The organism is Desulfuromusa ferrireducens (assembly GCF_055389805.1).
The window spans coordinates 1,910,270-1,933,395 of record NZ_AP042415.1; the positions used below are offsets into that span (position 1 = coordinate 1,910,270).

The 23,126-nt window shown below is 51.2% G+C and carries 24 protein-coding genes; 10 read left to right on the forward strand and 14 right to left on the reverse strand.

Features of this window, described 5'->3' with window-relative positions:
- Positions 1-62: 62 nt before the first annotated feature.
- The 3 genes from hemE to ACZ5PT_RS08660 all read left to right on the forward strand — a co-directional run bounded on the left by hemE (position 63) and on the right by ACZ5PT_RS08660 (position 2,650).
- A complete protein-coding gene (hemE, locus tag ACZ5PT_RS08650) occupies positions 63-1,097 on the forward strand; it encodes a uroporphyrinogen decarboxylase (protein WP_464266417.1) in 1,035 nt (344 codons plus the stop codon).
- Positions 1,098-1,499: 402 nt separating this feature from the next.
- A complete protein-coding gene (gene hemH, locus ACZ5PT_RS08655) occupies positions 1,500-2,468 on the forward strand; it encodes a ferrochelatase (RefSeq protein ID WP_464266418.1) in 969 nt (322 codons plus the stop codon).
- On the forward strand, positions 2,468-2,650 hold the full coding sequence (locus ACZ5PT_RS08660; RefSeq protein WP_464266419.1) for a hypothetical protein: 183 nt from the start codon (positions 2,468-2,470) through the stop codon (positions 2,648-2,650). Before hemH ends, ACZ5PT_RS08660 begins: the two co-directional genes overlap by 1 nt.
- Positions 2,651-2,759: 109 nt before the next feature.
- Here ACZ5PT_RS08660 and ACZ5PT_RS08665 read toward each other — a convergent pair whose 3' ends face one another.
- The 8 genes from ACZ5PT_RS08665 to ACZ5PT_RS08700 all read right to left on the reverse strand — a co-directional run bounded on the left by ACZ5PT_RS08665 (position 2,760) and on the right by ACZ5PT_RS08700 (position 9,223).
- Positions 2,760-3,413, reverse strand: a complete 654-nt coding sequence (locus ACZ5PT_RS08665) for a DsbA family protein (protein WP_464266420.1) — start codon at positions 3,411-3,413, stop codon at positions 2,760-2,762.
- Positions 3,410-3,919 carry a disulfide bond formation protein B gene (locus ACZ5PT_RS08670; protein ID WP_464266421.1) on the reverse strand — a complete coding sequence of 170 codons (510 nt, stop codon included), beginning with the start codon at positions 3,917-3,919 and terminating at the stop codon, positions 3,410-3,412. The genes ACZ5PT_RS08665 and ACZ5PT_RS08670 overlap by 4 nt, the downstream gene beginning before the upstream one ends.
- A 3-nt stretch (positions 3,920-3,922) precedes the next feature.
- Positions 3,923-4,672 (reverse strand): cytochrome c biogenesis CcdA family protein, encoded by a 750-nt coding sequence (locus tag ACZ5PT_RS08675; protein ID WP_464266422.1) that lies wholly within the window; start codon positions 4,670-4,672, stop codon positions 3,923-3,925.
- A 4-nt stretch (positions 4,673-4,676) separates the two neighbouring features.
- On the reverse strand, positions 4,677-5,195 hold the full coding sequence (locus ACZ5PT_RS08680) for a TlpA disulfide reductase family protein (protein ID WP_464266423.1): 519 nt from the start codon (positions 5,193-5,195) through the stop codon (positions 4,677-4,679).
- Positions 5,196-5,399: 204 nt separating this feature from the next.
- Positions 5,400-6,257: a c-type cytochrome biogenesis protein CcsB gene (gene ccsB / locus ACZ5PT_RS08685; protein ID WP_464266424.1), complete on the reverse strand. Its 858-nt coding sequence runs from the start codon at positions 6,255-6,257 to the stop codon at positions 5,400-5,402.
- 5 nt (positions 6,258-6,262) lie between these two features.
- Entirely contained in the window at positions 6,263-7,645 is a 1,383-nt protein-coding gene (gene resB / locus ACZ5PT_RS08690) for a cytochrome c biogenesis protein ResB (protein WP_464266425.1), read from the reverse strand.
- Between the two features lie 102 nt (positions 7,646-7,747).
- Positions 7,748-8,182, reverse strand: a complete 435-nt coding sequence (locus ACZ5PT_RS08695; protein ID WP_464266426.1) for a hypothetical protein — start codon at positions 8,180-8,182, stop codon at positions 7,748-7,750.
- Between the two features lie 165 nt (positions 8,183-8,347).
- Positions 8,348-9,223 carry a DnaJ C-terminal domain-containing protein gene (locus tag ACZ5PT_RS08700; RefSeq protein WP_464266427.1) on the reverse strand — a complete coding sequence of 292 codons (876 nt, stop codon included), beginning with the start codon at positions 9,221-9,223 and terminating at the stop codon, positions 8,348-8,350.
- A gap of 182 nt (positions 9,224-9,405) precedes the next feature.
- On the opposite strand from ACZ5PT_RS08700, the gene hemG reads away from it, so the two are divergent.
- Positions 9,406-10,815: a protoporphyrinogen oxidase gene (gene hemG, locus ACZ5PT_RS08705; protein WP_464266428.1), complete on the forward strand. Its 1,410-nt coding sequence runs from the start codon at positions 9,406-9,408 to the stop codon at positions 10,813-10,815.
- Between the two features lie 75 nt (positions 10,816-10,890).
- Here hemG and ACZ5PT_RS08710 read toward each other — a convergent pair whose 3' ends face one another.
- Complete coding sequence (locus ACZ5PT_RS08710) at positions 10,891-11,358, reverse strand: ferritin family protein (RefSeq protein WP_464266429.1); 468 nt, start codon at positions 11,356-11,358, stop codon at positions 10,891-10,893.
- A gap of 51 nt (positions 11,359-11,409) precedes the next feature.
- Positions 11,410-12,939, reverse strand: a complete 1,530-nt coding sequence (locus ACZ5PT_RS08715; RefSeq protein WP_464266430.1) for a DUF342 domain-containing protein — start codon at positions 12,937-12,939, stop codon at positions 11,410-11,412.
- A gap of 175 nt (positions 12,940-13,114) precedes the next feature.
- On the opposite strand from ACZ5PT_RS08715, the gene ACZ5PT_RS08720 reads away from it, so the two are divergent.
- Together ACZ5PT_RS08720 and ACZ5PT_RS08725 are read left to right on the forward strand one after the other, a co-directional pair.
- Positions 13,115-13,411, forward strand: a complete 297-nt coding sequence (locus tag ACZ5PT_RS08720) for a DUF2288 domain-containing protein (RefSeq protein WP_464266431.1) — start codon at positions 13,115-13,117, stop codon at positions 13,409-13,411.
- Entirely contained in the window at positions 13,404-14,084 is a 681-nt protein-coding gene (locus ACZ5PT_RS08725) for a uracil-DNA glycosylase (protein WP_464266432.1), read from the forward strand. Before ACZ5PT_RS08720 ends, ACZ5PT_RS08725 begins: the two co-directional genes overlap by 8 nt.
- 40 nt (positions 14,085-14,124) lie before the next feature.
- On the opposite strand, the gene ACZ5PT_RS08730 is transcribed toward ACZ5PT_RS08725, so the two are convergent.
- Positions 14,125-16,425: a putative bifunctional diguanylate cyclase/phosphodiesterase gene (locus ACZ5PT_RS08730; protein WP_464266433.1), complete on the reverse strand. Its 2,301-nt coding sequence runs from the start codon at positions 16,423-16,425 to the stop codon at positions 14,125-14,127.
- A 180-nt stretch (positions 16,426-16,605) separates the two neighbouring features.
- Here ACZ5PT_RS08730 and ACZ5PT_RS08735 point away from each other — a divergent pair, with 180 nt between their 5' ends.
- Entirely contained in the window at positions 16,606-17,247 is a 642-nt protein-coding gene (locus ACZ5PT_RS08735; protein ID WP_464266434.1) for a DUF2959 domain-containing protein, read from the forward strand.
- Positions 17,248-17,319: 72 nt separating this feature from the next.
- On the forward strand, positions 17,320-18,225 hold the full coding sequence (locus ACZ5PT_RS08740; protein ID WP_464266435.1) for a selenium metabolism-associated LysR family transcriptional regulator: 906 nt from the start codon (positions 17,320-17,322) through the stop codon (positions 18,223-18,225).
- A gap of 6 nt (positions 18,226-18,231) precedes the next feature.
- On the opposite strand, the gene def is transcribed toward ACZ5PT_RS08740, so the two are convergent.
- The gene (gene def / locus ACZ5PT_RS08745; RefSeq protein ID WP_464266436.1) at positions 18,232-18,738 is read right to left on the reverse strand and encodes a peptide deformylase; all 507 of its coding nucleotides are present in this window, start codon (positions 18,736-18,738) and stop codon (positions 18,232-18,234) included.
- Between the two features lie 6 nt (positions 18,739-18,744).
- Positions 18,745-19,284 (reverse strand): glycine cleavage system transcriptional repressor, encoded by a 540-nt coding sequence (locus tag ACZ5PT_RS08750; RefSeq protein WP_464266437.1) that lies wholly within the window; start codon positions 19,282-19,284, stop codon positions 18,745-18,747.
- 209 nt (positions 19,285-19,493) lie between these two features.
- Between ACZ5PT_RS08750 and ACZ5PT_RS08755 the strand changes: the two genes are divergently transcribed.
- Both ACZ5PT_RS08755 and ACZ5PT_RS08760 read left to right on the forward strand, forming a co-directional pair.
- Complete coding sequence (locus ACZ5PT_RS08755; RefSeq protein ID WP_464266438.1) at positions 19,494-20,714, forward strand: cytochrome c3 family protein; 1,221 nt, start codon at positions 19,494-19,496, stop codon at positions 20,712-20,714.
- 293 nt (positions 20,715-21,007) lie between these two features.
- Positions 21,008-22,204, forward strand: coding sequence for a cytochrome c3 family protein (locus tag ACZ5PT_RS08760; protein ID WP_464266439.1), 1,197 nt, complete (start codon positions 21,008-21,010; stop codon positions 22,202-22,204).
- Here ACZ5PT_RS08760 and ACZ5PT_RS08765 read toward each other — a convergent pair.
- On the reverse strand, positions 22,201-23,112 hold the full coding sequence (locus ACZ5PT_RS08765) for a UbiA family prenyltransferase (protein WP_464266440.1): 912 nt from the start codon (positions 23,110-23,112) through the stop codon (positions 22,201-22,203). The genes ACZ5PT_RS08760 and ACZ5PT_RS08765 overlap by 4 nt on opposite strands.
- Positions 23,113-23,126 lie beyond the last annotated feature (14 nt).

Genomic DNA, 23,126 nt, shown 5'->3' on the forward strand with positions numbered 1-23,126 from the left:
TAAAGTCTGTAGGGGCGACCCATGGGTCGCCCGAAACTGTTTAGCCTAGGAGATTCACAATAATGACCGAATACAATTTTATCAAAGCTTGTTGGGGCCAGCCCGTTGATCGTGTTCCTGTCTGGTTGATGCGCCAGGCCGGCCGTTACCTGCAGTGCTACAAAGATGTTCGTGCCAAAGGCGGCGGGACTTTCCTCGATCTGTGCAAAGATCCGGCCCGTGCGGCAGAGGTCACCATTCAGCCGATCGATATCCTAGATGCTGATGCGGCGATTCTGTTCTCCGATATCCTGACGCCGATTGAGCCGATGGGGATGGAGCTTGATTTTGTTCCCGGTCCGGTGTTTGCCAAGCCGATCCGCACCGCCGCCGACGTTGATGCGTTGGTGGTGCCGGAGAATATGGCCGAAGCGGTCTCTTATGTGCCGGCCATCATCAAGCGTTTGCGCACTGCTTTCGAAGGCCGTGTGCCGTTGATCGGTTTTGGCGGCGCACCTTTTACCTTGGCCTGCTACATGGTTGAAGGCAAGGGTTCCAAGGATTTCGCCACCCTCAAGCAGATGATGTACTCCGATTTTCCGCTTTTTGATGCCTTAATGCAAAAAGTCACCGAGATGGATCGTCGCTATCTCAACATGCAGATCGAAGCCGGTGCCCAGACCATTCAGATTTTCGATACCTGGGGCGGTATTTTGGCTCCGCACGATTACGAACGATACATCCTGCCCTACGTCAAGCAGCTGATCGACGGCCTTAACCGTGACGGTGTCCCGGTGATCTATTTCGTCAAAGGTGGTGGCGGTATGCTCGAGATTGTCAAGCAAGTCGGCGCCGATGTGCTCGGTCTTGATTGGCACGTCAACCTCGGCAAGGCGCGTGATATCCTTGGCCCTGATATCGCTGTCCAAGGAAATCTCGATCCGACCGTGCTCTACGCGCCGAAGGATTACATCGAAAAAGAAGTGCAGCGGATTCTTAACGAGAACGATGATCGTCCCGGCTTTATTTTCAACCTTGGTCACGGCATTCTGCCAACGGTTCCGCCGGAAGCTGCCATTCATATGGTTGAATGTGTTCATAGACTAAGTCAAAAGTAAGGGCTTCGCCAAAATCTCTGTGGCGGCGTTACGCTCAGACTTTGGCGCTGCGACCTAGCGCTGCTAGGCCTCACTTCAAAGTCTGAGCAAGCCTTGCCACAGAACTTTTTGCTGTGCCTTGGGATATTTGTGTAAGGCTAAGGGGCAGAATTGAAATTCTTCCCCTTGCTTTTTGGTCCCCTGTGACACAGCCGTAACGGAACAGTCAATTGAAGGTAAAGCGAGGAATGTTTGAGGGCGAAGCCCGAGTTTTGCGAGCGCTTCAATTGACTGTGAAGTGAAGGGAACCCGCCAACGGCGGGCAAGGAGCGGGGTGCCTTTTTCTGCTTACTCTTTTGGGGCATACCAAAAGAGTATGGCGGCATCCGGGGCCGCGACCCCGGGGTTTTTAAGGGTTTTAAAATGGCCACAAACAATAAACCGACTGCACTGATCCTACTCAACATGGGCGGCCCCGATTCTCTCGAGGCGGTTGAACCTTTCCTTTATAATCTTTTTTCCGATCGCGAATTGATTCAGCTTCCCGCCGGGGCGTTGTTGCAGAAGCCGTTTGCCAAGTTGATCTCCCATTTTCGTGCCAAAAAAGTGGTGGAAAATTATCGCACCATTGGTGGCAAATCGCCACTACTCGAATGGACGCAGAAACAGGCGGCCGGAATAGCCGAGCGACTGGAGGATATGCAGCCGTTTGTGGTGATGCGCTACTGGCACCCGCGTGCCGAACCGGTCTTGGCTGAGATCAAAGCCGCGGGAATTGAAAAGGCTGTGGTGCTGTCGATGTACCCGCATTACACTGGCGCGACCACTGGCAGCAGCATCAATGATTTTAAAAGTGCCGCGGCGCAGGTCTATCCCGAGCTTGACTATCAATTGATTGAAAACTGGTACGACTGGCCCGGTTATCTGGATTCTCTGGCGCAGCGAGTTACCGAGGGACTGGAGGCCTTTCACGATATGCTGCGTGATGAGGTGCAGATTCTGTTTTCTGCCCATGCCCTGCCGCAGAAGTTTATCGACCGCGGTGACCCCTACCAGCAGCATGTCGAAACGACTGCCAAAGAAGTGATGCGCCGGGTTGGCGATTATGCCTGGTCGATTGCTTATCAGAGTCGTAGCGGTCCTGTTAAATGGATGGAGCCGGGCACGGAAGAGATGATCCCGCAACTTGCTGCCGCCGGACATCGTTCATTGTTGATGGTGCCGATTTCCTTTGTTTCCGACCATATTGAAACCTTGGAAGAGATCGATATTGAGTACCGTAACTTGGCTGCAGATTGTGGGTTTCTGCATTTTCACCGTGCTCCGTCATTGAATGATCACAGTGATTTTCTTACCGGGATGGCGGCCCTGGTTGAGGCGCGGAGGACGTGATGAGGGAGTGTCTGCTTTGCCAAAAAGAATTTGATCCTGATCAGCAATTGACCGAACCGGCCCAGATTGCCGGTCAGATGTTGGCTGAAGAGGACTATGGTGATCCTGGGAAGCTCTGTCCCGACTGTCTGTCGAGTCGTGGCCAGTTGGCGATGATGTATCGCAGCGATTGCTTCGATTAGCTGGTCTGTTGGAATAAAAACAAACGGCCCGCACCAGAATGAATGGTGCGGGCCGTTTTAATGTGCGGTTGGTGCGATTTTAAGCTATGAGCGTTCTCTTGCTCGATGCTTATTTCGGGTATTTTGCATCCAGCTCTGATTGAATCAAGTATTGCAGTTGTTTGTAGCCAAAGTTCTGCAGAGGCTTGCCATTAACAAAGTAACCCGGAGTTTTTTGTACATTCAGGGTTTTCACGTCAGCCATATCTTGTTCAATGATTTTTGCAATAGCGGGGCTATGCATATCTTTTCTGATTTGTTCGACATTTACGCCTGCCCGGGGAAGCACTTCCCATAGTTTTTGCGGCTGCCAGTTGCCGTGGCTGGCCCAGATATGCTGGCTTTTAAACATCACTTCCAGGGTTTCCCAGTATTTTCCCTGCATTCTGGCGGCTTCAAGGATTTTTACAAAATTATCGGCGCCATCATGAAACGGAGCGTAGCGAAGCACCAGTTTGATTTTACCCGGATTGGCGGCCATGATCTGCTTGATAAACGGTGCAAAGGCAGCGCAGGTTTCACAGGCAGGGTCCATAAACTCGACAATATAGACTTTTGCATCATCGCTGCCGAGTGCCTGGGAATGATCTCTGACAAAAAGTTCAGCGTTTTTCTGCGCCATAAATCCGTATTTATCGGCCTGCTTTTCCTGGTAGTAGTTCATGCCGACAACAAAGGCAAAGGCAAGTACCAGGCATGTTGTCCCTATAAGCACGTACTTCATTTAGCTGTTCTCCTCATCAAGGTAATTAGTAGGGCAATAATTGTTATAAATGCAAAGAATGAAAGCATCGGGATCGACACAAAACCAAACAGCTCGATGTATTTTTCGGTACATGAGACACCCTGTGAGCATGGCTGAATGCTTTCTGGAATGATTCCCGCGTAGAGCAGGGTATGGTAAAAGGCTATCAACGCACCCACCGTCGCAAGAGGCAGGGCATATTTGACCACGCTTCTATCCAACACAGGGAAAAGTCCTGCGGCTAGAATAAAGATCAAAGGAAACAAGCAGATCCTTTGGTACCAACACAGCACACAGGGTTCAAATTCCAAAACATAGCTGAAAAAGACACTTATCGTGGTTGACACACTGACGAGCAGCCAACACAGAAAAAGAAGTGTCCAGTTTGTATTGATCGCTTGATCGGATTTGGACATATCTAAAGTTCTCCAAAATAGGACAATGATTTTCGCAAAAATTGCGCGAGCGTACTGTTTTTCATCCAATTTCTATCCTTGGACGGGAACCCACTGGTAGAAAAACATGGTAATTGTGCTCAGCAGGTTGAACATCAGCATGATCCCGACTGCGATCAGCATCATGCCGGTGCCGATTTCAATTAGCCGGATGTGTTTGCGGAACCGTTTAAAAGCGCTCAGGAACTGGTGAAAGAGCAGGCCCGAGAGCAAAAAGGGAATGCCCAGCCCCAAGGAATAGAGTGAAAGTAAGCCGATTCCTTGGCCGACCTGCCCGGATGAGGCGGCCACCATCAGAATTGAAGCGAGAATTGGGCCGATGCACGGAGTCCAGCCGGCAGCAAAGGCGATGCCAACGACGAATGTGCCGATAAAACCACTCGGTTTCTTGTGTAGTTGGACGCGCTTATCACCTAAGAGAAAAGCAAAAGAAAACAAGCCGGTCATATGAACCCCGAACAGGAGGATCAGTAATCCACCGATCTTCTCAACCCACTCCAGGCCCTCGCGTAGGAAGACTTGGATTTGACTGGAAGCGATGCCGGCAATAGCACCCAGGAGAATGAAAATAAAGGAAAACCCCAAAATGAAACAGAGGGAGTGAAGCAAAACCGTCAGACGGACCTTGGCATCGGGGTGTTCATCATCTAATTGGCTAAAAGATAGCCCGGTAATGTAGGTTAAGTATGATGGAATCAGCGGTAACACGCAGGGCGATGCAAAGGACAAAATCCCGGCGGTAAACGCAATCCAGTAAGTTATGTCAGCAGTTTGCTGTAGCAATTGGTTATCCTTTGCTTAGACCTTTGAAATAGGCAATCGTCTTGGGACTGGCCCAGTCGATGGCGCCAATGACCTTTTGATCAACGGTGCCATCCTTGCGTACAATGAAGGATTCTGGAAACTTGTACACGCCGTATTGCTGCTGCACGGTCCCCTTGTCATCATAAAGGACGGTGAAATCATGCGGGGTCTGTTTTAGAAATGGCGGAACGACTGACCGGCCATTTTGCTCAACATTGATCGCCAGCATGACAAAATCGTCACCAGCCATGACTTCGTTGAGCTTTTCCATTGAAGGCATCTCTTCTTTGCATGGTGGACACCAGGTCGCCCAGAAATTCACCATGACAACCTTGCCGCGCAACGCAGCCAAAGACACCTGATTGCCTTTTGTGTCCTGAAGCTGGAAGTCGGGGGCCGTATCGCCAGCAACAACGGTTGTGGTTTCCGGCAGGTTGGAATAAATGTAGCCAGCACCGCCTACTAACACGAGTAAAATAATAATTAACGCCAGTCGACGCATATCGAACCTTTCAATTTAAAGCAGTTACGGGGTTACTGAAGACAGAACCCCTTGTTGCTTTGACGATAACGCAACGAGCAGACTCCCATCGGGGGCCTGCTCGTTAGGGTGTTTATCTGGAAACGCTGGAATTGTCTTCTTCCTCTGGACATCATTCCGATTAAGAAAGGAACATTCCCGCTGTCATAATGAACTCTGTTTACCTCAGCTGCCGTAAGAGTGCAGTCCGGAAAGGACCAGGTTGACTCCGAGATAGCAGAAGATCGTCGCAGCGAAGCCGATAATCGATAGCCATGCGGCACGCCGGCCAACCCAGCCGCGGGTAAAGCGCGCATGGATAAAGGCAGCGTAGATAAACCAGACGATCAGGCTCCAGGTTTCTTTCGGGTCCCAGCTCCAGTAGGTGCCCCAGGCGTAGTTTGCCCAGGCGGCGCCGGTAACGATACCAAGGGTCAGCAGCGGGAAGCCGATCATGATGGCCCGATAATTGATGTCATCCAGGACCCGGGTCGGTGGGAAGAAACCGAGCAGACCGCCCATTGGTTCGTCACCTTGATGTTTTTCCTCTTTGCCGATCTTGATCAGATACATGACCGAGACACCGCAAGCCAGGGCAAATGCCGCATAGCCGAGGAAGCAGGTGATGACATGATAGGTCAGCCAGTTACTCTGCAGGGCCGGGACCAGCGGGTCCATGGCGTCGTTGAGCCACATTTGGGCACCAAGTTGGCTGAACAGTGCAAACGGTATGACAAAGGCGCCGACGGTGCGCTGCTTGTATTTGAGGTCGATCAGCAGGTAGATCAGCACAATCGACCAGGAGAAAAAGACCACTGATTCGTACAGATTGGTCAACGGTGCTCGACCATCAGCGCCGAGAATCTGATAAGACTCGTACCAGCGCATGCCAAGCCCGGCGGTGTGCATCACCAGGCCGATAAAGGAGGCGAGGGTGGCGGATTGTCCCAGAATGTTGTTACGACTGGCCAAATAGGCAAAAAACAGCAGCATCGCAACAAAATAAGCGACGGTAACCAGGTTAAAGAGTAGTCCGCTTTCCATAATAATTATCCCTCCTTCACTGAGGATTTATTTTCAATAGTTGCATCCAGCTTCTGTTTGAACTCGTCAAAAGCAAGGGAGAAGCCAGGCTGATTGCGGTGTGCATTGGCCGCAATCTGAACTTTGGTTTTGCCGCCTTCCTTTTCCAGGCAGGCCCAGACCCGCTTGTGCGAAAAGAAAAAGGCGGTCAGGGAGCCGAAAACCATCAAGAAGCAACCCAGCCAGACAACTTCGACGCCGGGATCTTTGGCGACCTGCAGCCCGGTGAACTGTGGTTCTTCATGTTCGATCAGCGCAAAGCTGAAAGTCCCGGCACGTTTGACGTCAAACTCAGGGTACTTCTTCCAGACTACAAAGGGGCGTCCCTGTTTGCCATCCGGGGAGTTGACTTTTAGCTGCATCGCTGCGCCGAACTGACGATCATTTTCAGTAAAGCCGCTGATGGAAAAAGCATATCCGTTTGGCAGTTTGAGGCGTTCACCCTGACGGGCATTGAAATTCATCACTTTGCCGGTCGCATTCTCAGTCACCTTAACTTTGAAAAAAGCGTTACCGGCCGAACCGTAACTTGATTGGTAGAAGGTGATTCCCTTGTAGGTCAACGGGTCATTAACCTCGATCCGCTTGCGCAAAATCTCTTGACCATTCTCCAGAACGACCAAGTCACTGTTGTAGTCCTTGGGACGGCGAGAGTTCGGGTAGTAGCTGACGTCGAAATTATCGCAGCGGACGGTAAATCCGAGATCAATCGGCACCTGCCCTGAGCGGGACCAGACTTGGTCGGTCGAGGTGCCTTCAGTGATATTGACGTAGGCTTTGTAACCCCAGACATTGCCGATAATGGCACCAGCCATGATGATCAGGATTGACAGGTGAGTCATGTAGGCGCCGAAGCGTGAGTAGATGCCTTTTTGCGCAAAAAGATAGAGTTTGCCATCGACTTCGGTTTCAATGATTTTGCCGAACTCTTTTTTCAGCAGACCAGATAGTCGGGTAGCCAGCTGTTGGCGATCTTCCTTGCAGGTATATTCCGCGCGATTGGCAGAATTTTTAAGCATGCTGGGGCTGGCAACCAGAACCGGCTCCCTGACAAATTTCCAAACCCGCGGGAAGTTTTTGATCGAACAGCAGATCAGGTTGATGCTGAACAGTCCGAGCAGGCCGATAAACCACCAGGAGTGGTACATATCAACGAACTGCAACTTAACGAACAGTTCATAGTTCGCCTGGCCGTACTCTTTAATGTAGTCCGCGGCCGGGGCATTCTGCTGAAGCACGGTACCGATAATCGAGGTTATCGCCAGCAGCAGCATAATAACGATGGTCAGTTTGAGGGAGCAGAAAAAGTCCCAAATACGATCGGGTAGGTTATCGTTTTTCTCTGTCAAAACAAAATTCTCCTGTGCAGATCCATCACCCAGTAAAGATGACAGATTTGGTAACTATAACCAGCGGGGCTGGTTGACGTCAACTGGTGCGGCAGAAGAATTTTAATTCAGCAGGATCGTCGTTTGTATCCCGTAAAGTGCGTGCAGGGGGGCTGAAGAGGTTGTTGCCTGAAAGGCAAATAGTGGTTGTGGCTTGACTGCAGGCAGTATCAGGGGGCTTCCCGACCGGAACTGCGGCGCAGGCTGGCGATAACTGCTGAACAAGGGTTGGGGAAGTTTTTGAAAACTGTGAATTTCCGGTCCACCAAGATCGCGGTGGACCGGACTTACTTGGTGACAGGCGTTGTTCGGGCAGTTGTCGGCATATTCAATTTGAACAAAGTTTAGGTGACAGGCATTAACCTTAATTGCCGAGCTACGCACGTTGTCGACTTCGGTCAGACAATCAAAGGCGCACTGCAGGCTACCACTGACAATGAGAATGCCTGTCAGCACGCATAACAACAGCAGGTTGGTTATGTTGTTTCGCTCGGTCACGTTGTCGAGTACTTTCGAAAAAGAGAATTTGACACTATAGCTTGCACAGAGCTACCCCTGCAAGTGAAATGCCCTTGGGCTGTGTTTTGCAAATATTTAATGATGAAAGCCGCTTTTCATTGCCCGTATAGATTTTAAAAGTGCTGATATTATTAAGAGAAATAGTCAGATATCGAGATCATTAAGTTGTTCGATGAGATTTCTCTGCTGTTCAGTTAAAGTCTTCGGAACTGCAACTTCGATCACGGCGTAGAGGTCTCCCGCTGGCCTTCTGCCGGATGCGGTTACGCCAAAACCCCGTAATCGGATTTTTTGCCCAGGTTGCATCCCTGACGGAATCTTGACTCGTTTTGGGGTGTCGAGAGTCGGGACTTCGACGCTGGTGCCGAGGCAGATGCCGCTGAAAGGGACTTCGACTTTGACCACCAGGTCATTGCCTTCGCGGCTGAAAAGGGGATCCGATTCGATATCGATCTGCAGGAACAGGTCACCGGTTGGCCCTCCGCTTGGGCTGGCACCGCCCTTGCCGGCGACACGTAACTTGGCACCACTTTCGATCCCGGCCGGAATGCGTACCTTGATTTGTTCGACTCTACCGGTGTTGCGGTAGTCAATCCGCCGCTCGCCTCCTTGAATTGCTAGGCGGAAGGGGATGCTGATCTGCATCGAGTAGTCTTGCCCCTTGCTCGGGCGGCGTTGGCCACCGCGTCCGCGCCCGCCACCGAACAGCTGGCTGAACAGGTCTTCGCTACCACCGCCGCCGCCGAAAATATCGCCGAAATCCATGTTGCGGAAGATATCTTCCTGGCTGAAACGTTGATGAAAACCGCTATCACCGAATTGATCGTACTGACGGCGCTTGCTGGTATCGGAAAGAACCGCGTAGGCTTCGGTAATCTGTTTGAAGCGATCTTCAGCACTTTTGTCGCCGGGGTTGCGGTCCGGGTGGTATTTTTGCGCCAGTTTGCGGTAAGCTTTTTTTATTGTTGCGGCATCGGCACTGCGTTCGACGCCGAGAAGCGAATAGTAATCTTGGGACATGATATAGAGTTACTCCTAATTTAGACGTTTTGAAGCCACAACTATATGGAGCAGGACTGCGGGCGTCAAGTAGAAGCTGCGCTTAAGAGCAGCAAGTTTGGGCTTGCTTGACCTGCCCCTGTTTACGGAGTAATATTTCGGCCGGATTAGCAATTTTTTAATTACTTGTTGCAGGAGTTGATATGACCCGTGTTGTAATCATCGGTGCTGGGATTTCCGGGCTGGCAACCGCGTACGCTGTCGAACAACTGGCTAGCCAGGCTGATCTCGAGGTAGAAACCTTGGTGCTTGAAAAGCAGGATCGGACCGGGGGGAAAATCTGGTCGCGCCGGGAAGAGGGTTTTCTTTGTGAGTGGGGCCCGAATGGGTTTCTTGATAATAAGCCGATGACGTTAGATCTTTGTGCTTCGCTGGGGATCAGTGATCAGTTGATGCGCTCGGATGATAACGCCCGCAAGCGCTTCATCTACTCTGAAAAAATGTTACACCGCCTGCCGGAAAACGGGCCTTCATTCCTCAAGTCAAAATTGATTTCCTGGCCTGGCAAGTTGCGTTTGGCCGGTGAACTGCTGGTGCCGAAACGTACCGATTCGAGTGATGAAACGCTGGCCGAATTCGGCCGCCGCCGGCTGGGTGATGAGGCTTTGAACAAGTTGATCGCGCCGATGGTGTCCGGGATATTTGCCGGTGATCCGGAAACCATGAGCTTGAAGAGTTGTTTCCTGAAAATTTATCAACTCGAGCAGGAGCACGGTGGTCTGCTCAAGGCGATGCTTAAGCTGGCCAAAAAGAAGCGTGCCGAACAGAAGGCCGGCAAGGTTGTGGCCAGCGCTGCCGGACCTGGCGGTACCCTGACTTCTTTTCAAGAGGGGATCCAGCAGTTGACCGATGGCGTCGGCAAGGGCTTGAAGGGGACAGTCAAGGTTGGCTGTGCCGTTGAACAGGTGGTGCGCAAAGATGGCGGTTTCCTACTGCGCCTGGCGAACGGCGAACAGCTTGAGGCTGAAATCCTGGTCAGTGCTGCGCCCGCTTATGCTGCTGCGTCAATGTTGCAAGAGGTCAGCGCTAGCACTTCTGCATTGCTCAAACAAATTCCTTACGCAACCATGAACGTGGTCTGTTTCGGTTATCAGCGCGAGCGGATTGCCCGCGATCTCGATGGCTTTGGCTACCTGACGCCTAAAGCGGAGGGGCGTAATACCTTGGGGACCCTGTGGGATTCGAGTATCTTTCCGAACCGGGCGCCTGAAGGACAGGTGTTGCTGCGATCGATGATGGGTGGGGCGACCAATATGTCGGCCATTGAGCTGTCGGAGGATGAGGTCAAGCAGCGGACCATGGCCGATTTGCAACAGATTATGGGGATTACCGCCGAGCCTGACTTTGTTCGTATTTTCCGCCATCAGCACGCGATTCCTCAGTATACCCGTGGCCATGCTGAGCGCTTACTGGCGATTGAGGCCTCGCTGCAGGAACAGCCTGACCTGTTGCTTACCGGCAATGCTTTTAACGGGGTCGGCTTGAACGATTGTGTTGACTCTTCCAATAAAACGGCGCAGCGGGTGATCGACCAGTTGAAAAAACGTTCCTAGGGGCATTGTTTTATAAACGAAAAGGGGCAATCCACGGTGTGGATTGCCCCTTTTTTGTTCGTCGGACCAATGGATTTAATCTTCTGCCGGTGGCTCGAAGATCCGCTGGTAGTCTTCCCTTATCAATTGCAGGTGGCCGAGGGTTGATTCTATGTTCTCCTCGATGACCGTTCTCGCTGCCGGGCTGCTCACGTCCTGCAGTAGCCGCTGTAAGCTGTTGGCGACCTCTTCTTCCATCTTCATCGCCAGTTGTAGCGCCGAGCGTTCATCGAGCCGGCCCATCAATTGTGGATCAATCGTATTTAAGACTGCTTTACTGCTTTGCAAGTTTTTGACTAACTCATCAAATTCAGGGAGATCGTTGTCCGGATAGACTGCATAAAAGGCTCGTGCATGTTCCAGTTCTTCCTGAGCCAGTAGGTTGAAATGGTAACTGGCACCGTTATCTTTGACGAAGCGGCAGGCCTGCTGGTAGTAGTGCATTGCTTCCAGTTCGGCTTGCAGCATTTTCCGCAGGGCCTGCTTCAGCTCAGAGTCTTGCATTCAGACAATCTCCTTGGGTTTCCACGATCTGTTGAGCGGGATATCAGCTATTTACTCGGTCGCTGTCGTTTCTTCGTCACGTGCCGTTTCTTCCAGGTGTTCGGCCGATATTTTTAATGGCGAGAGGCTTAATTGCCTTATGCCCCCGTGTTGCGTATTCTCGATAACGGAAACCGGGCCGCTGATTTCTTGCTTTAATTCTTCTGCGGCTTCTCCGAGGTTGATAATAACCCCTTCTTTGATTGCAGTTAAAGCATTTATTTTGGGATTTCTGGTCGGGTGCTCATTGGTCTGGAAATTGGAAAGTTCTTCAGAGAGGTCTTCTTGCTCTTCAGCAATGTTAATCTGTCGCTGGGTGAGGATGCCAATCCGCAGCTCGATCGCTTCACGTAAGGCCCGGCGCATATTGTCAATCGGTTTTCTGTGCAGTGCCGGTAGCGTTTCAGTTATTTTTTTCAGTTGGTAGGCGATACTTTTCAGTCGTGTGCGCAAGAAATTCAGGCGATCAGTTTCAGGGAAATAGACTCCGGCAGTCAGGTAGGTTTTGACGCCCGATTTAGAACCGAGAAATTTCGCCTCAATTCCCTCCAACGCAATCGCCTGGCCACCGGTGATGAGTCCTTTGGGGGCACTGATGAGGCCAGTCGCCTTGATGGATGAATTTCTGATTTCGTTGCCGACATGGACATCCCCCCAGCATTCGACCGTTGCATGGTTGAGATAGCGGGCGGTCAGATTGCCTCGACAGCGGATGAGGCCGAGGCCCATGCCCGCCATTGTGCCGATAGTGATCGGCCCGTCCGATTCCAGCCGACAAGCTCCGACAGCGCCAGTGACGTTTATGCCCTTGCTCGACTTGATATTGAAATCGTCAAGCACGTCCCCTTTGATGTCGACAAAACCGTTGAAATTGATATGGCCGACCTTCAGGTCGACGTCGCCACCAATTACGAACTCTTCGACTACTGCGAGGATGCCTTTTTCAAAAGTGACTCGACCTGCTCTAGTGGCGACCGCTTCAGTGCCTTTTTGGCGGATTTCAACCCCATCGCCGGCGGTAACTTTGGCTGGATCCCCCAAGCTCGCTGGGATAGGTAGGCCCGTAACGGTTTTGCCCGCGAGGCCCATTTCTGGGGGGACGATCGTGCCGATCAGTTGCCCTGGTTCAATGTTCGTGAAGGCCTGGATGCTTTTGAAGTCGATTCGACCCCGGTCGTCCTCCTCAAGCTCAATCCCGTCCTCTCCGGTGTCGACAAATAGCTCGAAATAACCGTCTTTTCCGGAGGTTGGTTCCTTGCCGGAGGCAAGCAGGAAGTTGCTCGGATTGTCGCCATTGGCCGCTTCGGTGCAGAAAATTGCCAATTGTTCAAGATCGAGAGATTCAGAAATGTCCAGCATCTTCAGCAGGTTGATCAGCTCCGCCGGGGTAATGCTGTTTTCCTGATCGTGTACGGTGATGCTGACCCGGCATTCCAACTGACTATTGTGAGATTCAATGCGCAGATCGTAGGCTTCTTCTTTGATCTCGCTGATCAGTTTTATGCCGACTTCAACGTCAAGATCAGGCTCTTTTGCCATCATCCGTAAAACCTCATGCGAAGAACGATAAAAATTATCGTTAGCTAACAATAGCACACTTGTCGGTACAGGACGCTTTATTCTTTAGCTGTGACCCATGAAAACCCGCCGGTTCGATTCTTGACCTCTCTGGCAGAGCTGGTTATGCTCCAGCAGCACTTTTACCGGAGGACAGTTGATGACCGATATTGCCGAACAGTTTAAAACCGATATTGCCGATGTAACTTGGCGGGACCTGCGTATCCATATGCAACGGGACGCTATTATCATTGTTGCCGATGAGCTGGACCTTGTCGATACGGCGGTTGCCGTGGCGAAGGATGACAAGGTTCAGGTCGAGGCTTGGATTGCCGCCGGGCAGTTGCTCAAGCCAACGGCTGAGCAGACTGCCGCTTGGGAAGTCACGCTCGACAAACCCTTTCGTCTGTTGATTGTGCAGCCGTTTATTTTGGTGCAGATGGTGACCCATGCCTGAGCGCTTTGTCGCTGCCCTCAGTGCTTATCGTTCAGCAGCGGTTTTTAACCCCTGGGGGGAAAGCGATCCGCAGCATGATTGCGATCAGCACGGCGCGCAGATCCGGCGGCAACAATTGCAACACTATTTGCAAGAGCGGATCGGGACCGCAAAAACTTTGCTATTAGCTGAAGCGATCGGCTATCAGGGCGGTCATTTCAGCGGTATTCCGATGACTTCTGAGCGTTTATTGCTTGGCGGCCTTGCCCACAAAAATCTCACACCAGAGTTGGTCTTCAGTGGGTTGACACCGCGGCGGACCAGTCGCCCGGAGTTAAAGCCACTGGGGTTCACCGAGCCAACGGCGACCATCGTCTGGGGTTTTCTCGCCGAGTACGGCATCGATCCGCGTACAGTAGTGCTTTGGAACGCCTTTCCATGGCACCCCTATCAGCCGGGGAAGGGTTTGCTCAGTAACCGGACTCCCAAGGATGAAGAGCTGGCGGCTGGACACCAGGTGTTGCAGCAGATGCTGGCTCTGGGAGGCTTCGAGCAGGTGATTGCGGTCGGCGAAAAGTCAGCGGCCCAGCTGCAGCAGTTGGCAATTCCTGCGACTAAGGTGCGGCACCCGGCCAATGGTGGTGCGGGCAAATTTCGTGCGCAAATGCTTGGGCTTTTGTCTGGAGTTGATTAATGGGCTATTGGGGCGAGCGTGGCTGAGTGCAATAACGGGTTTAAAGTTGATTTTTATTGACCAGCAGTTCACCGATCTTATCTGCTGGCAGTGGCTTACTGAATAAAAAGCCCTGCATCTCATGGCATTTTTCTTTTTTTAGAAACTCCAGTTGGCCTTTTGTTTCTACCCCTTCGGCGATCACGGACAGGTTGAGGCTTTTGCCCATGGCGATTATCGCCGTGGCGATGGCAGCGTCGGTACTATTGAGATCGACGTCATTGACGAAAGATTTATCGATCTTCAGTGTGTTGACCGAGAAGCGTTTCAAGTGGGCCAGAGAAGAGTAGCCGGTACCGAAGTCGTCAATTGAAATGTGAATACCCATATCACGGAGTTGATTAAGAATTTTGACGGCGAATTCCGGATTTTGCATGATAACGGTTTCGGTGATTTCAAATTCGAGGTACTGCCCTTCTACGCCGATTTCTTCGAGAATACACTTTACTCGTTCAACGAAATCTTTCCGTTCCAGTTGAAAGCCGGAGAGGTTGACCGCGATTCTAATCGGCGGCAAACCCTCTTTCTGCCATGTTATGAATTGGTTGCAGGCCTGGCGGAGGACCCATTCGCCAAGTTGGACGATGAGTCCCGATTCTTCTGCCAAGGAAATAAAATCGTTTGGTGGAATCAGCCCCAGCGTTGGATGTTGCCAGCGCAGGAGTGCTTCGAGGGCGGTTATCCGGTTGTCCTGCAGGGTGACCTTAGGTTGATAAAGAAGATAAAATTCTTCTTTTTCGAGGGCTTTACGCAGGCCGGTCTCAAGTACCAGACGGCGTTGCGCGTGCATATCCATATCTGAACAGTAAAACTGACAGTTGTTACGACCATTCGCCTTGGCCTGGTACATGGCAATGTCTGCCTTTTTAATCAATCCATCGCTACTTTGTTCATCATTCGGGAAAATTGAGACGCCGATACTGGTGGTGATAAACAGCTCATTGCCATCGATAATCATCGGTTGGCCGAGTTTTTTCTGGATTTGTTGCGAAAGTCGTTCAATGTCAGCAATGCTATTGGGGTTTACCAGCAGGATAACAAATTCATCGCCACCAAAGCGCGAAACGGTGTCGATTTCACGGACACAACCCTGTAGCCGATTGGCAATTTCCTGCAGCATCATGTCGCCTACGGCGTGACCAAGGGTGTCATTGACAATCTTGAAACGATCGAGATCCAAAAATAGCAGGGCCAGCAATCTTTTTTGTCGTTTTGCTAAAGCCTTGGACTGGGTCAGTCGGTCGGCAAAGGTCAACCTGTTAGGCAGGTCGGTCAGCATGTCGTGATGAGCCATGTGGTGCAACTGCTCCTGCGCCTCTTTTCGGGCAGTGATGTCGCGGCAGATGCCCCACATCGATACTGGCTGGCCATTTTCGAAGGTACAGGAGAAGGAGCCTTCCACCATGACATGGATACCGTAGCGAGAAATCAGATCGCCTTCGAGGGTGGAAACCTCCTCGCCGCGTAATGCACGGCGGAATTCATCCATGCAGCGATATTTTGACGTGTCATCAACAAAGTCGAGGATGGTTTTCCCGGCGAGATCGTCTATGCCGTAACCGAGAGCATTTTCCCAGGCGGGATTGACATAAAGGAATTCACCGGCCGGGTCGCAATGGAAGATCAAGTCATGGGCCGATTCCATAAAAGCAAGTTTTTCTAGCTCACTTTCTTTGACCGCCTGTCGCTCGCGGCGAATGACTGCCATCAGTGCGGCCCCGGCAATGGCGATGGTGGCATTGAGCAGACAAACCCAAAGCCAGTGGAGGATCAGGTAGAGAGGTTGGAAGTTCAGATTGTTTTCAACGAACGGCATCTTGACCTGCGGCAATATTTCGAGGTAGCCAAGCAGGAGCAATGAGCCATAGATCAGACCGCCGAGGGTGCCTAATGACCAAACTTCGTTTCTATCTTTCAGCAGAATCGAGGCTTCCAGCGTGACCAGCAGGTAGAGGGCCCAGAGCCAGCTGACGACACTGCCGCTGCTATAGACCAAAATTGTGACCAGCAACAAGTCGAGTAAAATCTGAAAATGATCGACATATTTAAAGTGACGGATAGCATCATAAAAAAAATGGTAGATGATGTTGTAACTGAGGATGGCAACAAAGCTGAGTCCAATGACGGTTATTTGCGTGGTGGCGATCGCCAGACCGCGATCGCTGAGAATATAGAACAGGCAGGCACATGCAGCGTAGGCAACGGCCAAGATAAGCAGCAACCAGCGGGCATTAACGACGAGCGTCGAGCGACCGCGAATGTCAGTTAGGTTGTGGATGAAATTAAACATTCGCAGGGGCATTGATGACCATCCGTGACTTAATTGGTGATATAGTAACTGACGAACACATATTGTGAGCTATGATTAATATCATGAATCGGGATGTTTTGTTAGTTATTTATAATTATGAATCTAGGAGAAGGCATCGTCGCCTCTGTCTTGCGAATGGCTAGTGTGGCATTGAAATCAAGGGAGAACTTTATGATCCGTCTGTTGAGTGTATTTTTGCTTGTGATGGTTGTCGGTGGTTGCAGTGGTGCTTATTACGGAGCGATGGAGAAGATCGGCATTCACAAACGGGATATCTTGGTTGACCGGGTTGAGGCGGCTCGTGATAGTCAATTGGAAACCAAGCAACAGTTTACTTCGGCGTTGGAGCAGTTTAAGAGTGTTTTGGCTTTCGATGGTGGTGAATTGGAAAAGCAATACCATCAGCTCAAGGATGTTTTGGACGAGAGCGAGGATCAGGCCGATGAAGTCCGCAGTCGGGTAAGCGCCGTTGAGAATGTCGCCGAGGCGTTGTTTGATGAATGGGAGGACGAGCTCGATCAGTACACCAGTAGTAATTTACGCCAGACCAGTGCCCGGCAGTTAAAGCAGACCCGCACTCACTATAATAAATTGATCGGTGCGATGAAAAAGGCCGAAGCCAAGATCGATCCGGTTCTTAATCCCCTGCGTGATCAGGTGCTGTATTTGAAGCATAATCTCAATGCCCGCGCGATTGCGGCTCTGCAGTCGGAACTGGTTAATATCGAAACGGATGTTTCTCGCCTGATTCGAGACATGGAACTATCAATTAAAGAGGCCGATCAGTTTATCAATACGCTTAAGGCGGAGTAGCTTTTCGTCAGCATCAAAAGGCTCTGTTAGGGCAGCGATAGTTTTAAAAAGGTTTTCGATGGGGATTTGAACGTGAATTTGCGCCAACTGGATTTATTTGTAGCTGTTGCCGAAACAAAAAGTTTCTCCCGTGGAGCCGAAATTATCGGTTTGACCCAGTCGACAGTCAGCCAGCATATCGCTGCCCTGGAAGATGAGGTTAATACCCGGCTGTTTGACCGGACCCAGAAGGGCGCACTGCTAACGGCAGGGGGGAAGGTCTTTTTAAGGCATGCTCGGCGAATCCTTGCTGAGCGAGACCAGCTCCATCAGGGAATGGCTGCTTTTAACGGCATGCAGGAAGGGGAACTGTTGCTCGGGGCCAGCAATATCCCGGCAAATTATCTGATCCCGGAAATATTGCCGTCGCTGGCTAAATCGCGACCGGGTGTTTCTATCAGCATGCAAAGCGGCGACAGTCAGGAAATTATCGATCGCTTGCTCAGTGCTGAGTTCGAACTGGCGGTGGTTGGCAGCCGCAATGAGAATCGTAAGCTGGAATTTAAAGACTTGGGTGATGACCTGTTGGTGTTGATTGTCGGTCCGCAACATCGCTGGTGTGGTCGGGGGGAGATTTCTCTCGATGACTTGACGACCGAACCCCTGGTTGCCCGAGAAAGTAGCTCCGGCAGTGAGCAGGCTCTTCATCGGGAACTGCGGCGGATCAATTTTGCTGCCGACAGGTTGCAGATAGCAGCGCGGCTGGGTAGCAATGAGGCGGTACGCCAGGTGGTCTCCTCCGGTTATGGATGTGCTTTTGTTTCGGAGCGATCGGTTCGCCGTGAATTAGCCGCTGGTGAACTGTGCCAGGTGCCAGTTGCTGGAATGCGTGTCGAACGGAATTTCTGGTTGGTCCGTTTGCGCGGCAGGACTCTCTCGCCGGCTGCCGTCGCTGTTGTTGCCTTATTGCAAGACAGTTATCAACAGAAAAAAATCTGATCAGCGTTATTTCTGCTTCCTGCGGAAAAGGTCAGATTTCAAGCTTGACACCCTGTCGAGAAACAGATAGCCATCCAAATGGTCCATTTCATGCTGGATAGCGATGGCCTCGAACCCCTCGCTAGGAATGACTTGCAACTCTCCCTCCTGGTTTAAAAACTGGACGACGATCCGTTCGGAACGAGTGACATTGCCTGTGTAGTCGGGGACTGACATGCAGCCTTCGCGGACCACCTGGGTGCCCTCTCTTTCGATAACGACCGGATTGACCATCTGCAGTAAGCCATGATTTTTCTGTTTTTTGCCCAGTTTGCTGTGCGACACATCGACGACCACGGCGCGGCGAATATCGCCGATCTGCGGCGCCGCTACGCCGACCGAATGTCCGGCATCGACCATCGTGTCGACGAGATCTTTTAGCAGGGAGCGTGCCGAATCGTCAAAGTCGTCAATCGGTGCGCAGGTCTCTTTCAGGCGTGAGTCGGGGTAGAGGAGTATTTCTTTAACAGCCATTTTTGATTATAGCTCCATGGCGATCAGCGCACGTACCGAGATATCGACCTGTAGCTTCTGCTTCAATTCAGCCATCCAGCTTTCGACCTCTTCGACCTCTACTCCCTCTGGAAGCAGGGCTTCGATCATCATGACATAAACCGGTCGCTTTTCATCGCCGATCAGCTTTGTGTTGAGATCGGTGATGTTGATCTTCCTGTCACCCAATTCTTTGGCGACCTGAAAGACGATGCCGGGTTTGTCAGCGCCATACACCGAAATCATGCAGAGCTCACCGTTTAATTCCACACGCTTCTCTCCGCCTGGTTTCAGGGTGCGGATAAACACCGAGAGGTTGCTCTGTTCCAGGGGAGCAAAAATATCACCAAACTCATCTTTACTGGAAATGTCTGGGTTGGAGATGATCAAAATCATTGAGAATTGGCCACCGAGAATCGAACAGCTTGAATCTGCAATGTTGCACCCGAGTTTGTAGAGAATTTCAGTAACCTGAGATACGATCCCAGGGCGATCACGGCCGATTATCGTGAGGGCAAAGTGTTGCATGAGGATATCTCCTGCGGAAAAAATCTGAATAAGTAAATAAGGCGTTAAGGGTGCCTTATGTTGTAGCGGAAAGCAAGTATTGAGAGGTGCTGTAATTTAAATGTGATGATTTTAGTGGTTAAAAATTTACTTGTTTTGTGAGGTATTGTTGATTAATAATGTGGGGAATTGATGTTGTTTTAGATTTGTTTGTGCTGGAGGTTTTGCTGATGTGGATCAAATTTGTTTGCCTGCCTTTTTTCTGTGCGGTTTTATTCTTTCTTGTTTTTCCGGATTTTTCACCGGCCATGGTCAAGGGAGATTGTGTTAACTGTCATACTATGCACAATTCTCAGGATGGCAGCGCAATCGGAACGCGTTCCGATGCTGGTTTCGATCCGGATGATGCGGATAACTTCAAAGTCGTCAACCTGTTGAGTAATACCTGTATCGGTTGTCACAGTTCGACAACTTCCAGCACGATCACAACTCTTGGCGAAACGAAGATTCCGATTGTCTATAACCTGTCCAGGCCCAACCAGCCTTTAGCTGGCGGGAACTTTTTTTGGGTTGATGATCTTGGTGATGGTTACGGACACAACGTGCGTGTCAGGGATACGGTGCTGCAGGTGGCTCCCGGGGGGGATACGAGCTTTGGTGTGGTGCCTAATAACTGTGGTTTTAAGGGGTGTCATTATTCTTTGGCCGAAATTCGTTATGCACCAGGTGGGGGTCCCTTGTTCAACCCGATCAGGGGCAATGGCTGTGTCGGCTGCCACGATCCTGCCCATCACGCCGATGACGAACAGCATCTGCTCACTGGAGGGGCCAAGTATGTTGATGAGTCGGGGGGAGGATACCGATTTTTAAACAAGGCTGGGAAAAACTTTTTTGATATTCCACCCCATAACCCGCCAGCGGTGGTCGGTATCGAAGACCCGAATTGGGAGCAGAGCCCGAGTGCTGCGACGCATAATGAGTATCAGGATTCAGATAAGGCTTTTGCGCCGGGAGCCTATGGGGTCCCGATTAGTCCAACCACGAGTTCCAGCGGTCAGGGGATGAGTGATTTTTGTGGTGGCTGCCATAATACCTATCATTCCTGGCCGGTTGGTGGTTCGCCCAATGGGGGCGATAGCAGTAACCCCTGGTTGCGGCATCCTGCCAGTATTGTGTTGCCGGATGAAGGTGAGTACGCTGGGTATACGACTTATGATCCGAATGTCCCGGTGGCACGCGGCAGTATTAGCATTCTGCAGGGAATGGGTGGCCCGTCAGCCGTGGTTACCCCTGGCAGTGATAAGGTGATGTGCCTCTCCTGTCATCGTGCCCATGCCAGCCGCTATCCGGATATGTTGCGCTGGGACTATGGTGGCATGATCGCCGGGGCGACTGGAAGTGTTGCCGGAACGGGATGCTTTCAATGTCACACCCTTAAGGATGGGGGTTGAATTGCCAGAGATTCTTTAGCTTAAACTCATCGTTGGAATATGTGAAAAGCGCTGCGGAATCGACCGGAGCGCTTTTTTATTTAAACAATTTTAATCATATTTGGCGGGGAATGGTTGCAGGTTCGTCAGTCTAATTAGGGAAGAATAATCAAGTAGGCAATTAGTGACCTAAGTAACAGCTTTTCGTACTTCGGCTATTTCATGAGGAAATATTTTGATGTCTGCACTGCAGGATTCCGGTAAGTTACCGGGGTTGAACTTTTTCTGTCAGAATTTAGCCTTGAGGGGACGAAATGAGAGTCGGTCTTAATTGCATAGTAACGGCGATAATTCTCTGTTTCTTGTGTTCTGGAATTGCTGCTGCGATGGTCAAAGGGGATTGTGTCAATTGTCACACCATGCACAATTCACAGGATGGCAGTGCCTTTTCTACCCGAGTGACAGTTGGAGAGGCTGCCGCTTTCAACCCGAGTGACAGTTTAAACTATTCGGTGGAAAACCTGCTGATCAATAATTGTATCGGCTGTCATAGTTCGACCGGTTCAGAAACGATCGTCACCCTTGGCGAATCGCGTATTCCCATCGTTTACAATGTTGCCAAGCCGAATAAGCCTCTTGCCGGAGGTAATTTCCACTGGGTGCAAACCTTGGGGGATGAATACGGTCACAATGTCCGGACCGTTGACTCGATTCTTAGCCGAGCACCTGGCACAACCGCCAGCTGTGGGGTCGGCAATGGAGGCAATGGAGGAGGTAGCGGACTCGGCGGCTGCCATGCCTCGCTTGCCTCAATTGCCACCTCGTTCGATCCCGTTCCGGTCGTCGGTAATGGTTGTATCGGTTGTCATGACCCGGCCCATCACGCCAACGACGAAACAGTTATGCTTAGTGGAAACGCTAAATATGTGGATGGGACTGGTGGCGGTTATCGGTTCATCAATCAAGCGGGGGTCAAATTCATAGACAATGGTGGCCATCGCGTTCCGGCAATGGTCGGTATTGAAGACCCGGACTGGGAGCAGGATCCGACCTCAGCAATCCACAACGAATATCAGGATAGCCCTTATGATGCCACGGGGCATGGTATGAGTGATTTCTGTACCGGTTGTCACGATGGTTACCATTCTCTCAGAGATGCAGATAATGCTCTCGGAGTTGATGATATGGGGTTGCCGAGTAGTCCCTGGCTTCGACATCCTGCGGGATTTGTCTTGCCCGCGACCGGTGAATATGCTGACTACACCGTATATGATCCACAGGTTCCCGTCGCACGTCCCAATGTCGCTGCCTTGAAATCAATGGGTGGACCGTCCTCTACCGTGTCACCTGGAACCGACAAGGTGATGTGCCTTTCCTGTCATCGCGTTCATGGCAGTGAATTTCCAGATATGCTGCGCTGGAGTTACGATGGAATGGTGGCTTCAACAACCGGAGGTACTGCTGGAACCGGATGTTTTGTCTGTCACACCCTCAAGGATGGCGTTGATTAAAAAAGGGCGGAGTTGTCGAGTAACAGAATCGTCAGCAATAGTGCCATCGACAAATTAGTTAAGTGAAAGAGGCGTAGCGGAGCAATCTGCTGCGCCTCTTTGCGTGTTTCAGTGGTAATTGAAAAGGCGATAGCTGTCAGTCCGGTAAGGAAAATTGCTGACAGTAGCGAGCTGGAGATAAAACCGAACAGCACAAATTGCAGGTAGCAAATGCCGAGTGCTGCAAGCCAGCAGTTATTTATTTTCAGTAGCCTGTCGGTCGGAATGGTCTGAAATAGGTCCGGCAGGCCGCTGCGCTGTAGATCCTTACGATAATGGCAAAGGAGCAGCCAGCTGTGCGGAACTTGCCAGAGGAAAAGGGTCCCGGAGAGGATCAGTATTTCCGCTGCCAATAATGGTGCGCCGGCCGCTGTCCAGCCGATCAGTGGTGGCAGCGCGCCACAGATAGCCCCAGGTAGGGCGGCAAACGGGGTGTGTCGCTTGAGGGGGGTGTAGATGGCGTTATACCAGATGGCCGCCAACAGGCCGAGCAGCAGCGGCCGTGACCCGGAGAGCAGACTCAACAGCAACAGGCCGCTGCCGATGCTGGTCAGGGCCAGACAGAGAACCGCCTTTGCAGTCATTTTTCCTGCCGGCAATGGACGTTGTCGGGTGCGTTCCATGCGCGCATCCAGATCCTGCTCTTGCCATTGATTTAAAGCTGAACAACCGGCTGCCAGCAGAGCAACAGCAAGAAATAGTGGCAAAGATGTCGGTACCCAGCGACCTGCGGCGAACAGCTGACCGGTTAATGCCGAGAGAGCCACCATGACGGAAAGTTCAAGCCTGCTCAGTTGGCGCAATACGATCAGCTGTTGCAGGCTGAGTTGTGCAAAGCTTAGCGGCGATTGAGTCAATGGTGTCGGCATAAGGTCCCGGTTCT